Annotated in this window: 12 protein-coding genes and 1 pseudogene; 5 read left to right on the forward strand and 8 right to left on the reverse strand. The window is 57.6% G+C overall.

The features are described from left to right. Positions 1 to 305: 305 nt before the first annotated feature. Positions 306 to 1,001, forward strand: a complete 696-nt coding sequence (locus ACF0H7_RS11090) for a tRNA (adenine(22)-N(1))-methyltransferase (RefSeq protein WP_397452796.1) — start codon at positions 306 to 308, stop codon at positions 999 to 1,001. 32 nt (positions 1,002 to 1,033) lie between these two features. Here the strand turns inward: ACF0H7_RS11090 and ACF0H7_RS11095 are convergent, their stop codons facing one another. Further along, positions 1,034 to 1,966, reverse strand: coding sequence for a LysR family transcriptional regulator (locus tag ACF0H7_RS11095; protein ID WP_397452797.1), 933 nt, complete (start codon positions 1,964 to 1,966; stop codon positions 1,034 to 1,036). An 86-nt stretch (positions 1,967 to 2,052) separates the two neighbouring features. On the opposite strand from ACF0H7_RS11095, the gene ACF0H7_RS11100 reads away from it, so the two are divergent. From ACF0H7_RS11100 to ACF0H7_RS11110, 3 genes are read left to right on the forward strand one after another with little or no spacing between them, the layout of a single operon-like run. Beyond that, positions 2,053 to 3,534: an MmgE/PrpD family protein gene (locus ACF0H7_RS11100; protein WP_397452798.1), complete on the forward strand. Its 1,482-nt coding sequence runs from the start codon at positions 2,053 to 2,055 to the stop codon at positions 3,532 to 3,534. 8 nt (positions 3,535 to 3,542) lie between these two features. After that, positions 3,543 to 4,010, forward strand: coding sequence for an MmgE/PrpD family protein (locus ACF0H7_RS11105; RefSeq protein ID WP_397452799.1), 468 nt, complete (start codon positions 3,543 to 3,545; stop codon positions 4,008 to 4,010). Next, a complete protein-coding gene (locus ACF0H7_RS11110) occupies positions 4,003 to 5,022 on the forward strand; it encodes an MmgE/PrpD family protein (protein WP_397452800.1) in 1,020 nt (339 codons plus the stop codon). Before ACF0H7_RS11105 ends, ACF0H7_RS11110 begins: the two co-directional genes overlap by 8 nt. A gap of 78 nt (positions 5,023 to 5,100) precedes the next feature. On the opposite strand, the gene ACF0H7_RS11115 is transcribed toward ACF0H7_RS11110, so the two are convergent. Together ACF0H7_RS11115 and ACF0H7_RS11120 are read right to left on the reverse strand one after the other, a co-directional pair. Further along, entirely contained in the window at positions 5,101 to 6,189 is a 1,089-nt protein-coding gene (locus ACF0H7_RS11115; RefSeq protein WP_397452801.1) for a polyamine ABC transporter substrate-binding protein, read from the reverse strand. Positions 6,190 to 6,241: 52 nt separating this feature from the next. Further along, positions 6,242 to 7,543: pseudogene (locus tag ACF0H7_RS11120) on the reverse strand (NAD(P)/FAD-dependent oxidoreductase). A 163-nt stretch (positions 7,544 to 7,706) separates the two neighbouring features. Between ACF0H7_RS11120 and ACF0H7_RS11125 the strand changes: the two are divergent. Further along, positions 7,707 to 8,603: a LysR family transcriptional regulator gene (locus ACF0H7_RS11125; protein WP_397452802.1), complete on the forward strand. Its 897-nt coding sequence runs from the start codon at positions 7,707 to 7,709 to the stop codon at positions 8,601 to 8,603. 273 nt (positions 8,604 to 8,876) lie between these two features. Here the strand turns inward: ACF0H7_RS11125 and ACF0H7_RS11130 are convergent, their stop codons facing one another. Genes ACF0H7_RS11130 through ACF0H7_RS11150 form a run of 5 tightly spaced genes read right to left on the reverse strand, consistent with a single transcriptional unit; the run spans position 8,877 to position 13,746 of the window. After that, complete coding sequence (locus ACF0H7_RS11130; RefSeq protein ID WP_397452803.1) at positions 8,877 to 10,175, reverse strand: dicarboxylate/amino acid:cation symporter; 1,299 nt, start codon at positions 10,173 to 10,175, stop codon at positions 8,877 to 8,879. 40 nt (positions 10,176 to 10,215) lie between these two features. Beyond that, complete coding sequence (locus tag ACF0H7_RS11135) at positions 10,216 to 11,157, reverse strand: D-2-hydroxyacid dehydrogenase (RefSeq protein ID WP_397452804.1); 942 nt, start codon at positions 11,155 to 11,157, stop codon at positions 10,216 to 10,218. A gap of 13 nt (positions 11,158 to 11,170) precedes the next feature. Further along, entirely contained in the window at positions 11,171 to 11,563 is a 393-nt protein-coding gene (locus ACF0H7_RS11140) for a VOC family protein (RefSeq protein WP_397452805.1), read from the reverse strand. Continuing rightward, a complete protein-coding gene (locus ACF0H7_RS11145; protein WP_397452806.1) occupies positions 11,560 to 12,525 on the reverse strand; it encodes a hydroxymethylglutaryl-CoA lyase in 966 nt (321 codons plus the stop codon). The genes ACF0H7_RS11140 and ACF0H7_RS11145 overlap by 4 nt, the downstream gene beginning before the upstream one ends. A gap of 30 nt (positions 12,526 to 12,555) precedes the next feature. Next, positions 12,556 to 13,746 carry a CaiB/BaiF CoA transferase family protein gene (locus ACF0H7_RS11150; protein ID WP_397453879.1) on the reverse strand — a complete coding sequence of 397 codons (1,191 nt, stop codon included), beginning with the start codon at positions 13,744 to 13,746 and terminating at the stop codon, positions 12,556 to 12,558. Between the last annotated feature and the right edge of the window lie 98 nt (positions 13,747 to 13,844).

Below are 13,844 nucleotides of genomic sequence, written 5' to 3' on the forward strand. Positions count from 1 at the left end.
AGTTACTGTGCGGCGCGACTGTGGAGGGAATAGCAGTCAAGTCCAATGTCGCTTCGCCACAGGGGGTGAGGGTAGACACTAACAACCGGCTGCCGCTGGCAATAGACACAGAGTCTGCGTTTTTATTGGATACAGGTATCTGCCACGGTATCGCAGCCGTCGCGGATTGCTGTTTGGCTGCTGTACCCCATGCCTGCCAGCCATGGCCGTGGTCGCACACACTTGAAAAGCGCGGCGTTGCTCGCCAGAATCGCGTCCCGATCCGGCCAATGGTGCCGGACGTTCGTGGTGAAAAGGGGCTGTAGTTGAACGAACAGACATTGTCCATGCGCCTGGAACGCGTGGCGGCGCATGTGCCAGCCGGTGCACGCCTGGCCGATATCGGCTCGGATCACGGCTACCTGCCGGTGGCGTTGATGCGCCGTGGTGCGATCGCGGCGGCGGTGGCCGGTGAGGTGGCATTGACGCCGTTCCGCTCGGCCGAACGCACCGTGCGCGAGAACGGCCTGGAGCAGCGGATCACCGTGCGCCTGGCCAGCGGCCTGGTGGCGATCGAACCGGGAGACGCGATCACCGCGATCAGCATCTGCGGCATGGGCGGCGAGACAATTCGCGACATCCTCGACATCGGCAAAGCGCGCCTGAGCGGCCAGGAGCGGCTGATCTTGCAGCCCAACGGCGGCGAGCAGCCACTGCGCCAATGGCTGATGGAAAACGACTACCGCATCCTCTGCGAAGAACTGCTGCAGGAAAACCGCTTTTACTACGAAATCATCGTCGCCGAGCGCGCCGGGCCAGTGACGTATACCGCCGAGGAGCTGTACTTCGGCCCGCTGCAGATGCAGGCACGCACCCCGGCGTTCCTGCTCAAGTGGCAGCGCATATTGCGCGAGAAGCAGAAGACGCTGATCAGCTTCGCCCGAGCGCGGCAGGCCATACCGGAGGCGCAAGTGCAGGACATCGCTCGACAGGCCCGGTGGATTACCGAACTACTGGCTTGAGCCCGGAATAGATGACGGCTCGGTTGCAGGTGTCAAAGGGTAACCACCGCGCGCTCTTTAATCATCTTATATAGCTGCTCGGCAGCTTGAGAAAGCACTCGCCCTCGGCGCCGAATCAGGCCAAGGGTGCGAGACACATGGGGCGCTTCCAGAGAAATGCTGCGCAAGGCGGAACCTGCTGTTACTTGCGGCATAGCCAGGACCGGCACTGCCGCGATTCCGAGTCCAGCCTCCACCATGTCGACAACGGTACGAACGTGCCTCGCCTCGCAGATGGGCTGCGGCAGGTTCGGGATGTCCGCCAGTGCCATGTCCAGAAGAAATCGATTTCCGCTGTCTTTGCCGATGGCAATGTAATCGTACCCCGCCAGTTCTGCCCAGGTCACAGAGGCTTGTGCGGCCAGCGGATGATCGTACCGACAAGCGAGTACAAAGCGCTCTTTGAAGATCGGATCGAATTCGATATTGATTTCTTGGGCACCGACATAATTGATGCCGAAATCCGCCTCGCTGCGAGCGACGCTTGAAAGCGTTTTGCTCGCGCCTTCGTCCATAACCCGTACCAGAATTTGCGGATACACGCGCCGGTAGTTCTTGAGCACTTCGGGTAAGAAATGAATGACTGCAGTCGGCACACACGCAATGGTCACTTCCCCGTAAAGATGGCCGGTCCCGTCACCGATACCCAGCAGCGACGACTCGAAACTGTTCAGTACCTCCCGCGCTTTACGGGCGAAATCACGGCCGACGGCCGTCAGGTCGACTTGCCGCGTGGTGCGCTCAATCAACAGTACCCCGAGGCTACTTTCCAGCTTGGCAATACGGCGTGAAAGGGCTGGCTGCGATAGATGCAGATCCAATGCAGCGGCACTGAAGCTGCCACGCTCGGCCACCGTCACGAACGTGCGGAGATCGCTCATTTCTATTTTATGTGCATGGTGCATAAGTTTATCCAATTCTTGCATTTAACATACGGATCGCCCTGCATCATGATCGCTCAGTGCGTCTCACACACGCGCAACCAAATAAAAATAAGCAATGGAGCACACGCGTGAACTCATTCAATCGTCGGGATCTTCTCAAGTTTGGGGCCATTGCCTCCGTCGCCGCTGCTGCGCCAAGTCTATCTTTCGCTGCCCAGACGCCACCTACAAAGGAGGCGGCGATGAATCCTCCAGCCAAACCCGGAGCCGATGGCCAGGGCGTCACCCGCACCCTCGCGCAATACATCGTCCAGGCGCGCTATGAAGACCTTCCCGCCAATGTTCGCAAAGAGGGCAAACGGACTTTGCTCAACTGGGTAGGGGTGGCAGTTGGCGGATCACACCATGAAACTGTCAGCCGGGCTCTTGCGGCATTGTCGCCGTTTTCCGGACCACCGCAGGCGAGTCTGCTCGGCCGCTCGGAACGCTTCGATATCATGAACGCTGCATTCCTGAATGGCGTCGCCAGCCATATCTTCGATTTCGATGACACTCACCTGAAGACCATCATCCATCCCGCCGGGCCGGTCGTGTCAGCGATTCTGGCGCTATCGGAATACCATCCGGTGACGGGCAAGGATTTTCTTAATGCGCTGATCCTGGGGGTTGAAACCGAGTGCCGTATAGGGAATTCGGTTTATCCCAATCACTACGATGTCGGCTGGCATATCACCGGTACTGCCGGGGTATTCGGGGCAGCGGCGGCGGTCGGAAAATTGCTCGGTTTGAATGAGCAGCAGATGATCTGGGCGTTGGGCTTGGCGGCTTCACAACCGGTGGGACTGCGTGAGTCTTTTGGCTCGATGAATAAAAGTTTCAACCCTGGACGGGCAGCCAGTAATGGTTTGTTCGCGGCCTTGTTGGCTCAACAAAACTTCACCAGTTCAGACTCAATGATCGAAGCCAAGCGCGGCTGGGCGCACACGATTAGCACCAAGCAAGACTTTGCCGAAATTACCGATGGCCTGGGCAGCCGGTACGAATCGGCACTCAACACCTACAAGCCATTTGCCTGCGGCATCGTCATTCATCCCGCGCTTGATGCCGCGATACAGCTGCGTAATGAAGACAAACTGACTGCAGAACAAATCAGCCGTATCGATCTTCGGGTGCACCCGCTCGTGCTGGAGTTGACCGGCAAGAAAACGCCCCAAACAGGATTAGAGGGCAAGTTCAGCATCTACCATGCGGTCGCGGTCGCAATCATCCAAGGCGCCGCTGGAGAGCGCCAATTCAGCGACAGCGTCGTCCAGGACCCGACGGTGATTGCCCTGCGAGACAAAGTGGTTGCGACGGTTGACCCCGCGATCAAGCCAGAGCAGGTCGATATGACTATCACGTTGAAAGACGGGCGCACACTGCACAAGTTCATCCAGCATGCCATCGGCAGCCTGGAAGTTCCGATGACCGATCAACAGTTGGAGGCGAAGTTTCTCGACCTGGCCAAAGGTATTTTGTCGGACGAACAAGCACATAAGCTGATCGCGACGTGCTGGGACGTGGAGCAACTCGACAGCGCGGCAAACATTGCCAAGTCAGCAACGGTTTAGGAGGCTTCATGTCCCATCATCAACCATGGTCCCGGCGCAAGTTGCTCAAAGGCAGCGCTATTTTGATCGCAGGGATCTCCCCGTGCCGCCTGTTGTTCGCCGCACAAGCGAGTTCTGACGCGACACCGCCTGCAGCGGATGTGACGGCTAAATTAGCGCGCTACATGGTGGCCTCTCGAAGTGCGCCGCTGCCTCCCGACGTCGCCATAGCCTGTAAGAATCATATCCTCGATACCTTGGGCGCGATGCTTTCCGGCTCGCGCATGCGCCCGGGTCAGTTGGCCACCGCGTATGTAAAAGGACAGGGTGGTACCCCGCAGGCCAGCGTCGTGGGTTCGAATGTTCGGACCACCGTGGTGAATGCTGCGTTGGCCAATGCCATGTGTGCCCATTCCGATGAAACCGATGATTTCGAACCGGTCACCAAAGCTCATCCGGGAAGCTCGGTCGTGCCCGCTGGCGTTGGCAATGGGTGAGTGGCAGCACAGCAGTGGCGAGGCGTTCATGCGCGCGGTGGCGTTGGGTTACGACACGGGCTGTCGGCTGCTGATGGCGTTGGGGCCCGACCTTGTCCGCGGGTCTCACCGCAGCGCGGAAGGAACTGCCGCCACCTTTGGCGCCGTCGGTGCGGCAGCGTCTTTAGCGAAGCTCGACGAGCAGAACATGCGTTTTGCGCTGTCGTACGCCGCGCAGCAGGAGTCGGGTTTGTGGAGCTGGGTGAAAGACCACGATCACATCGAGAAAGCGTTCGATTTTGCCGGGATGGGTGCCCGCAACGGTGTGCAGGCAGTCACGATGGTCCAGTCCGGAATGACAGGCGTGGACGATGTGTTGGATGGCACCCATAACCTGTTGATTGCGCTATCCACTCAGCCGCAACCGCAACAGTTGCTCGAAGGTTTGGGCAGTCGATTTTTTGTCACCGAAACGGCCATCAAAACCTACTCGGTGGGTTACCCGATTCAGTCCCCTCTGGATGCGCTGCTGACACTGCGCAAGGAACATAACCTCACCCCCGATCAGGTCAAGAGCGTTGAAGTCAAAGTGCCCAGCGACGCAATAGGCATCGTCGGTCAAAGCGCGATGCCAGACGTCAATTGCGCCCATATGGTTGCCATTGCACTGGTCAAGGGCGCGGTGTCATTTACCGACAGCCACGACACCACCCTCATGCACGATCCCCGCATCGCCGAGCAGCGCGCCAAGGTCAGCGTGGTGGTCGACAAGGCTCTGGACGATCCGGCCGCCCCGCGTGGCGCCATTGTTAGCGTAACCCTTAATGATGGGCAAACCTTCACCCATCACACTCGCTATCCCTCGGGTACCAAGGAAAATCCTCTAAGCGTTGAGGCAGTCAATGCCAAAGTACGTGATCTGATCGTTCCCGTGATCGGGAGTCGTCGGAGTGAGAAGTTAATCGATGCAATAAACCACCTGGAGAGGGTTAAAGACATCGCAACGTTGCGCGAACTGCTGGTGCAGAAATGAGTTAAAGAGCGCTTCAACCAGTTCTCGGATGTCGAGGACTGGTCTTCTTATTTGAGCGCCCGCTGACAGTGGCCGTTGTCAGGTATTGGTCTTCAGCTTGTTCCACAGTCGGGTCGTCAACCGTGCAATGGCCGGCGGCAGGTCCTCGACGATGAACAGCTTGTCCAGCACCGTTTTGGGCGGGTAGATCGCCGGGTCCTGCTTCACCTCCGGCACCACATAAGCGTCCGCCGCACTGTTGGGGTTGGCGTAGTGGATGCTGTTGCTGATATTGGCGATGACCTTGGGCTCAAGCAGGTAGTTCATGTAGGTGTAGCCATTCTTCTCGTGGGGTGCGCTCTTGGGCATGACCACCGTGTCCATCCACAGGGTCGAGCCTTCGTCGGGGATCGAATAGGCAATCTCGATGCCGTTCTTGGCTTCCTTGGCACTGGCGGCGGCTTGCACAATGTCGCCGTTGAAACCGATCACTGCGCAGATGTTGCCGTTCGCCAGGTCGCTGACGTACTTGGAGGCGTGGAAATACTGAATGTAAGGCCGGATTTTCAACAACGCCTGCTCGGCTTTGGCGTAATCCGCCGGGTCGTGGCTGTGATGCGGCAACCCTAGATAGTTGAGGGTGATCGGCAGGATCTGCGTCGGGTTGTCGATAATCGCTACACCACACTGGCTGAGTTTCTTAATGTTGTTCTCATCAAAAAACAGGCTCCACGAATGGGTGACATCAGTGTTGCCGAAGATCGCTTTGATTTTCTCGACGTTGTAACCAATCCCCGCCGTGCCCCACATGTAGGGATAACCGTACTGGTTGCCCGGGTCGTTGACCTCGAGTTTTTTCATCAGTGCCGGGTCGAGGTTTTTCCAGTTGGGCAACTGGCTTTTATCGAGTTTCTGGATCGCCCCGGCCTTGATCAACCGGGACAGGAAATGGTTCGACGGACTGACCACGTCATAACCGGTATTGCCAGTCATCAACTTCGACTCCAGCACTTCGTTGCTGTCGTGGATGTCGTAAGTCGCCTTGATCCCGGTTTCCTTGGTGAACGTGGGCAATGTGTCGTCGGCAATGTAGCCGCTCCAGTTCGAAATATTGACCTGTTCATCGGCGTACGTGACGGCCGTAAACGTTGTGAGTAATACCGCCAGGGAAACAGGATGGACGCGCATGTTCGATCACCTAATCATTGAAGAGCTTTTATTGTGTGTGATAGCCGGCTTTCTAGACTTCTGTTCTGGCCCTGACCGCCTCCACGCGCATACGAAGCATGGCACCCATATCGAGAAAGGGTTTGGGTGGGAGCCAGCCGGGCTGAGCCCTTTGCATGACCGAGGTCAAGATCGGCGAACGCGTCCCCGACGCCAGTTCAGCCAGCAGTCGGCCCCAAAGGGTGCCGCGCGCGACACCTGAACCATTGCAGCCGGCCACGGCAAACACGCCTTGCTCGACCTCTGCGAAATACGCTTGGCCGGAACGCGAAGCGCTCAGATGACCGGTCCACGTGTAATCAATGTCCTGTTCGGTCAACCACGGGAACCGGCGTTGCAAGCCCAGCACATGGTGTTTTCTGCGGACCAGCAGATCACGTTTGGATAGATCCCGAGCGCGGTATTCGGCGGTGTTGCGGATCATCACTCTCCGATCCGGAGTCAGCCGCACCGTCGCGCCGAGGGGGCGGGTGGACAGCACGCCCCAGGGCTCGACGCTGCCGATGGCTTGAAACTCTGTGTCGCTCAACGGCCGTGTGAGGCTGGCGCTGAGCTCCATAGGGAAGGTCCCGCTGCTCTCGATTCCCGAGCGAGGGATGAAGGCGTTCAGGCACACCAACACCTGCTTCGCCTCAATACTGCCCTCGATACCCTGGGCGCAAATCCGTCCTTTGCCCATGCGTTGAAGGCCGGTGATATCGGTGTTTTCGTAGAGGGTCACCGTCGGCGGTAGCGCATCGAGCAAGCCTTTCACGTACTTGGCCGGTTGCAGCAACGCGTTACCGTGGCCACACCAGATCGCCGCCTGGTAATGGCCGGTTCCCAGTTTTTGCTTGAGTTGCTCACCTTCCAGATACTGTGCAGAAGCACCGACTGCGTTTAGCGTTTGCAGCTTGGCCTCGACATGCGTCAGCTTGGCGGGATCATTCACGGCAAAGAAATAGCCGGCATCCCGGAAGTCGCACTCGATGCCGTGACGGGCAATACGCTGGCGGACTTCCTCGCTGGCGACGCGTGAAATCTCGGTATCGACTGCATAACCGGCGAATCCTTTATTGCCTGAAAGCTCATCGGTGCTCGGGTGTTCATGGGCCACGACGAAGCCGGAATTACGCGCCGATGCGCCCTGTGCAGCGCGCTGCCGGTCGACAATCACAATGCGCGCCTAGGGGTGCATTTCGGCCAGTGAATGAGCAGCGCACAGCCCGGTAATCCCGGCACCGATGATTAACCAATCGGCTTTTTGCTTTCCGTTCAGGCGATCGCGAACAGGAAAATCCCCCGCTTGCGCAATCCATCCACATACATTTTCCATGCGTCACCTCATTTACTGTCGTACTGCGTACCGTCTCCATCCAAACCAAGTACATGCAGAAAGTGCATGAGATGTCTGAGATAACGGTGGCAAGGGCTAGAATTTATAAGGTCTGTAGTGATACAACCAACGTTATAAAATCATCGGGCCATTCAGAAAACGCATGGATAAAATTCGCCACGTTCCTTCATTACAGGGCCTTCAGGCTCTGGTGGAGGTCGCTGAATCGGGCAGTTTCACGCAAGCGGCGCACAAGCTCTGCCTGACCCAAAGTGCCGTCAGCCGAAAAATCCAGCAATTGGAGGCGCACTTCGGCGTGCCCCTGTTTGTAAGGAGCAGCCGAAGCCTGCAACTGACCCTGGAAGGCGAACAGGTCCTGGCCAGTGCGCGCACTATTCTTGAGCAACTGAAAACCCTTGAAGACAGGCTCTCGCCGCAAAAGCGCCCGTTTCGCATCCGCATGCACGTGTCCCTGGCGGTTCGTTGGCTTCTGCCGAAACTGAGTGACTTCTATCTGCGTCACCCGGACGTTTCCCTGTCGATCGAAACCGTGGCTACGGAAATCGTCGAACCAGCCAGCGACAGTGACGCCTACATTCTTTACCTGCCCGAGCCATCGAATGATCCTGCCAGCCTGACCCTGTTCGAGGAAGCGCTGGTGCCGGTGTGCGCACCAGGCTTGAGCGACCTGGCGCCCCGGCTCGATTCAGTGGACGACCTTGTACACTTCGCGCTGCTGCATCGTTCGGCGGACAAGCAAGCGTGGATCGACTGGCTGGCGGCCAATGGCGGGAAGTCGCTGGAGGACTACCGACACATCCCCTTCAACCTCGATGAGCTGGCGCTGGATGCAGCGGCGAGGGGATTGGGTGTCGCAATGACGGATCTGACGCTGGCGCAGGAGTCGCTAGATCGTGGGGTGTTGGTGGTTCCGTTTGGACAGCCGTTGAACACTCGGGGGATTTACTCGCTGTGCCCGCAACCTTCGGCCGCATCGCATCCGGCGTGTAGCGTGATCATGCAGTGGTTTGCGCAGCAGGCTGGGCGGGCTGTGGATTGATCGGGTGAAATCACAGCACAAAAAGGAGCACTCATGTGGTCATCACGATGGATTGAGATAGCGCATAACCGGGGGTGACATGGGCAGTCTGCGTCGTGCTTTGACCGCCTGGTTTTCACTTCGATAGCGCCTTGCGAGAGTCGGCGTTGGGTCGAAAGTCGCGCATCTTGATCGGCGAAAGCGCAGTGGTTCAGCAAACCACATACATCGACGCACCCTGTCACCCCCTCTTACTCTGTGAGGGAGTGAAGAGAGGGCTAAGAGCGTAAGCCGTTATCCCAGCTCGCGTGCGAGCTGCTCTCGATCCAAAGCGCCATCCCACCGGGCGATGAACAACGTAGCGACGCCATTGCCAATGACATTGATTAGCGCCCCACCCTCAGAGATGAACCGGTACACACCAAGCACCAACACCAACCCGGCAGCCGGGATAACACCCGTCGATCCCAGCGTTGCTGCCAAGGTAATAAAAGCACCACCGGTAACGCTTGCGGCGCCTTTAGAAGTCAGCAACAGGATCAGCAGCAGAGTCACCTGATGATAAAGCGAGACATCGATATCCAGTGCCTGAGCGATAAACATCGCCAGCACTGTCATGTTGATGCAGCTGCCATCGAGGTTGAAGCAATAGCCGGACGGCACCACCAAGCCTACAGTCGATTTTTCACAGCCAAGCTTCTCCAGCTTGCCCATCAGGCGTGGCAGCGCTGACTCCGAGGATGAAGTGCCTAGCACCAGCACCAACTCTTCGCGGATGTACTTCAGGAATTTCCAGAGGCTGAATCCCGCCAGCCGCGCAACGATATTGAGCACGACGAACACAAAAATCAGCGCGGTCAGGTAATAGCACACCAGCAGGTTGGCGTAAGCCCCCAAGGACTGAACCCCATATTTGCCAACAGTGAACGCCATGCCTCCGAACGCGCCCAAGGGTGCCAGGTACATGACGATTTTCAGCATGCGGAAGAACGCTTTCGCCACAAGATCGATGGTGCTTAACAGGGGCTTGCCCGCCTCGCCCAGCAACTGCAACCCGAAGGCAAACAGAATGGAGATGAACAGCACCTGGAGAATGTCGCCCTCAGTGAACGCGCCAAACACAGTCGTCGGCACGATGTGTGTGAGGAATCCCACCACGCTCTGCTCATGCGCGGCCGTGGTATAGCCGGCAATCGCCGAGGCATCAAGCGTCGACGGATCAATGTGCATTCCCGCACCTGGCTTGAGCAGGTTGACACCGATTAAACCGATCACCATCGCAACAGTGGTCAGCACCTCGAAATACAGCAGCGACTTAAAACCAATGCGTCCGATGCTCTTGAGGTTTTGCATACTGGCGATACCGCTGACCACCGTGCAAAAGATGATCGGAGCAATCAGCATCTTGATTAGCTTGATGAAGGTATCGCCCAAGGGTTTCATCTGCTCGCCCAAACCTGGGCTGAAATGCCCGAGCAAAATACCTAGAGCGATAGCCGCCAGGACCTGAACATACAGGTGGTGGTAAAACGGCTTACGGTGTGAAGTAGCAACGTCGGTAGTTTCGATTGAAGAGCTGATTATTTTTGTCATGGCTCAACTTACCTTTAAGGTCGAATGGCTTGAATACGCGTCAGGTCACCACGTTGATTGGCTTGCCTGTGGCGTAGGCGGTGATGTTTGCCCCCAGCACTGACTTGAGCCGGACAACGCTGCTCTGGCTCGCCCAGGCCACATGTGGAGTGATCAACAAATTTGGATGTGTGCTGTGCAACAGCGGGTGGTCTGCACGCGGAGGTTCTGCATACAACACATCAAGTGCCGCGCCGCCCAGCTGGCCGTTTTCCAGTCCGTGCAACACGGCGTTTTCATCGACCAGAGCCCCGCGAGCCGTGTTGATGAGCAAGGCGCCCGGCTTCATTCGAGCGACCTCGGCAGCGCCAATCAAATAGCGGGTGTGGGGTGTGAGTGGACAATGCAGGCTGAGCGCGTCGGCTTCAGCCAGGACCGTGTCAAACGCCACATATCCGTCGCGTATACACTCGGCGCCACGGTGCTCGGCGAACAACACCTTGATCTCCAGCGCTCTCGCCAGACGAGCGACCCGACTACCGATGTCGCCACGACCGATGATGCCCAGCGTTGATCCCTGAAGATCTTGAATGGGTGCGCCATGAACGCAGAAATGCGCAGACTCCGGCCACTGACTGGTAGAGGCGGCGCGATAGGCCAGCAGGTGGCGGCGCAATGCAAAAAGTGATGCGATCACTGACTCTGCAACGCTGATCGCGCTGTAGGCCGGGACGTTGCACACCGTCACGCCTTGATCACGACACGCCGCAATATCAACGCAGTCATACCCCGTGGCTGCGACGCAGATGAGTTTCAGGTTCGGTAGCTGTGTCAGCGCTGCGCGATCAATACGGACTTTGTTGGTGATTGCCACCTGCGCATCCCCAAGCACATCGACGACCTCGTCAATAGAAGTCTTGGGACGATCCGTCCATTGCGTGGCTTCAGCCGGGCGTGACAGTGCTGACGGCAGGCTTGCACCGTCGAGAAAAACGATATTCATGGAAGCACCTCTGCTAGTTTGTTGTGGCGTCGAGCAGTTCGGAGATTTCGATGAGGTTCAGGTCAGGGTCGCGAATGTAGACCGAGCGAATTAGGCCGGTTGCCCCGGTGCGCTGGACAGGGCCTTCAACGATTGGCCATTGCTGATCAGCAAGGTGCTGAACAACCTCCCCGAGCAAGCCACTGGCGATGAAGCACAGGTCGAGCGCGCCAGGTACAGGCAGGTGTGCCTTTGGTTCGAACTCATGCCCACGAACATGAACGTTGATTTTCTGGTTGCCGAAGCGAAACGCCGACCGGCCATTGCCGAAGGTCTCCAGACGCATGCCGAGGATCCTGACGTAGAAGTCCTTGCATGCATCCAGATTGATAGTGGTCAACACCAGATGATCCAGATGGTCGATCATTGCGCCTTCTCCAGATCAGTGAGGCTCACTTGTTTGCTGAGTGTGTGGACATGCTCAGGCACAGGGTGCAGATCCAGACGGCGGCCCGCTTTGAGAATCTGACTCGGCGTTTCATGCCCGATCAGCCCGGCTAAACGCGCCGATGCCGCGAGTATTTGATTCAGATCCAAACCCGTGTCATAGCCCATCAATTCGAGCATGTGAGCCACGTCCTCCATACAGACATTGCCGCTCGCCCCGGGGGCGTACGGGCAACCACCTAACCCGCCAAGGGAAGCATCAAATCGATCAACACCCGCTTGCAGCGCGCCAAGCGTGTTGGCCAACGCCATGCCACGAGTGTTATGAAAATGAAGCGTCAGTTGTAATTCAGGAAAGCGTTCCCGCACCTTTTGCGACAGCGTCTGAACCTGTGATGGATAGGCCATGCCCGTGGTGTCGCACAGCGTCACGCCGCGCGCCCCTAACTCGGCAAAGCGATCCACCCAGCCCAGCACTTCGTCATCGGGGACGTCACCCTGCATCGGGCAGCCGAACACCGTCGACAACGAGACGTTGATCGCAACCGGTCCGTGGCCGATCACGCCGATCACTTCCCTTAGCTGGGCGAATGATTGTTCGCGGGTCATGCGCAGGTTTGAGCGGTTGTGTGACTCACTCACCGACATGACCAGGTTGGCTTCATTGATCGCGCACCCCAACGCGCGCTCGGCACCGCGTACATTGGGCACCAGCACGGTGTACTCCACGCCAGGTTGGCGGCGTATGCCGGCCATTACCGCCTCGGCATCACGCAATGCAGGGATGGCCTTGGGCGAGGTAAAAGATGTCACCTCAATTTTCGCGTAGCCGCACTGGCTCAATGCATCAATGAGTGAAATTTTGTCCTCAGTCTCGATGAAGGTTTTCTCGTTCTGGAAGCCGTCACGGGTCGCAACTTCCTGCATGAACAGGCGTTTCATATACGGTGCTCCTGTTGTTTTTATAGAGGGCTATATAACGCCGCGGCTGCGCCATTGATTACGGGTCTGAGCATCAATGCCCAAGGCTTCCAGGACCGATTCGGTGTGCTGACCGAGGGTGGGTGCGCGGGCGTGAATTCGGCCGGGTGTGGCCGTCAGCTTCGGGACGATGCCTGGCAAGGTGACGGGTGTACCGTCATCCAGTGTGCTGGCCAACAGCATGTCGCGGGCTTGGTAGTGAGGGTCCGCAGCGATGTCCGCAGCGTCATAAATCTTGCCGGACGGGATGTTCACGTCCTTCAGTGCCTGGAGCACTTCATCGAGCGAACGCTCGGCGGTCCAGGTGGAAATGGCCGCATCGATGCGAGCAACGTGTCTGACACGACCGTCGTTTTGAGCCAGCTCAGGATCGTTCGCAAGATCAAGACGGTCGATCTTTTCCATCAGGCGCCGGTAGATGCTGTCGCCGTTACCGGCAATCAGCGCATATTTTCCATCACGGCACATATATGCATTGGTAGGAGCTATTCCCGGAAGGCTGCTGCCTGCTGGCTCGCGTACGGTTCCAAACACCGAGTACTCGGGAATCAGGCTTTCCATCATGTTGAAAACTGACTCGTATAGGGCGACGTCGACTTGCTGGCCCGCACCCTGCTGCTGCTCACGATGACGTAGAGCTAACAGAACACCAATCACACCGTGAAGGGCTGAGAGCGAGTCGCCAATCGATACTCCGACGCGGACAGGCGTGCGGCCAGGCTCACCTGAAAGATGGCGCAGTCCACCCATGGCTTCGCCGATCACGCCAAAACCAGGAAGATCGCGATAAGGCCCGGTTTGTCCATAGCCCGACACCCGAAGCATGATCAGCCCTGGCTTGATAGCGCTTAGCTCGTCCCATCCCAAGCCCCATTTTTCGAGGGTGCCGGGACGAAAGTTTTCGATGAGGATATCGGCGTCTTTGATCAGACGCTTAACCACGTCGTGCGCCTCGGGCTGTCGGAGATCCAGCGTGACTGATTGCTTGTTACGCGACTGCACAGCCCACCAGACAGAGGTGCCATCGTGCAGGAGACGCCATTTTCGTAACGGGTCGCCGGTCACTGGCGGTTCGATCTTGATCACATCAGCACCGAACTCCGCGAGGATTTTCGCCGCAAAGGGACCTGCGATCAGTTGGCCCATTTCCAGGACCTTGATGCCTTTAAGCGGTAGGCTCATGACGTTTTCCGTTCTTGTTTGAGGTGATGGACTGATCATCCACTCAAATCGGAAGGCTGAAAATTTCAAAGATTTCCACTACTCTTTCCTAAATGGAA

The organism is Pseudomonas sp. NA-150, from assembly GCF_044336365.1.
Taxonomy (GTDB): domain Bacteria; phylum Pseudomonadota; class Gammaproteobacteria; order Pseudomonadales; family Pseudomonadaceae; genus Aquipseudomonas.

Bases quoted from the DNA above. Each gene is read 5' to 3' on its own strand.
- ACF0H7_RS11150 (WP_397453879.1), bottom strand. From the start codon at position 13,746: ATGAGCCTACCGCTTAAAGGCATCAAGGTCCTGGAAATGGGCCAACTG.
- ACF0H7_RS11135 (WP_397452804.1), bottom strand. From the start codon at position 11,157: ATGAATATCGTTTTTCTCGACGGTGCAAGCCTGCCGTCAGCACTGTCA.
- ACF0H7_RS11105 (WP_397452799.1), top strand. From the start codon at position 3,543: ATGTCCCATCATCAACCATGGTCCCGGCGCAAGTTGCTCAAAGGCAGC.
- ACF0H7_RS11110 (WP_397452800.1), top strand. From the start codon at position 4,003: ATGGGTGAGTGGCAGCACAGCAGTGGCGAGGCGTTCATGCGCGCGGTG.
- ACF0H7_RS11140 (WP_397452805.1), bottom strand. From the start codon at position 11,563: ATGATCGACCATCTGGATCATCTGGTGTTGACCACTATCAATCTGGAT.
- ACF0H7_RS11145 (WP_397452806.1), bottom strand. From the start codon at position 12,525: ATGAAACGCCTGTTCATGCAGGAAGTTGCGACCCGTGACGGCTTCCAG.
- ACF0H7_RS11095 (WP_397452797.1), bottom strand. From the start codon at position 1,966: ATGCAAGAATTGGATAAACTTATGCACCATGCACATAAAATAGAAATG.
- ACF0H7_RS11125 (WP_397452802.1), top strand. From the start codon at position 7,707: ATGGATAAAATTCGCCACGTTCCTTCATTACAGGGCCTTCAGGCTCTG.
- ACF0H7_RS11115 (WP_397452801.1), bottom strand. From the start codon at position 6,189: ATGCGCGTCCATCCTGTTTCCCTGGCGGTATTACTCACAACGTTTACG.
- ACF0H7_RS11130 (WP_397452803.1), bottom strand. From the start codon at position 10,175: ATGACAAAAATAATCAGCTCTTCAATCGAAACTACCGACGTTGCTACT.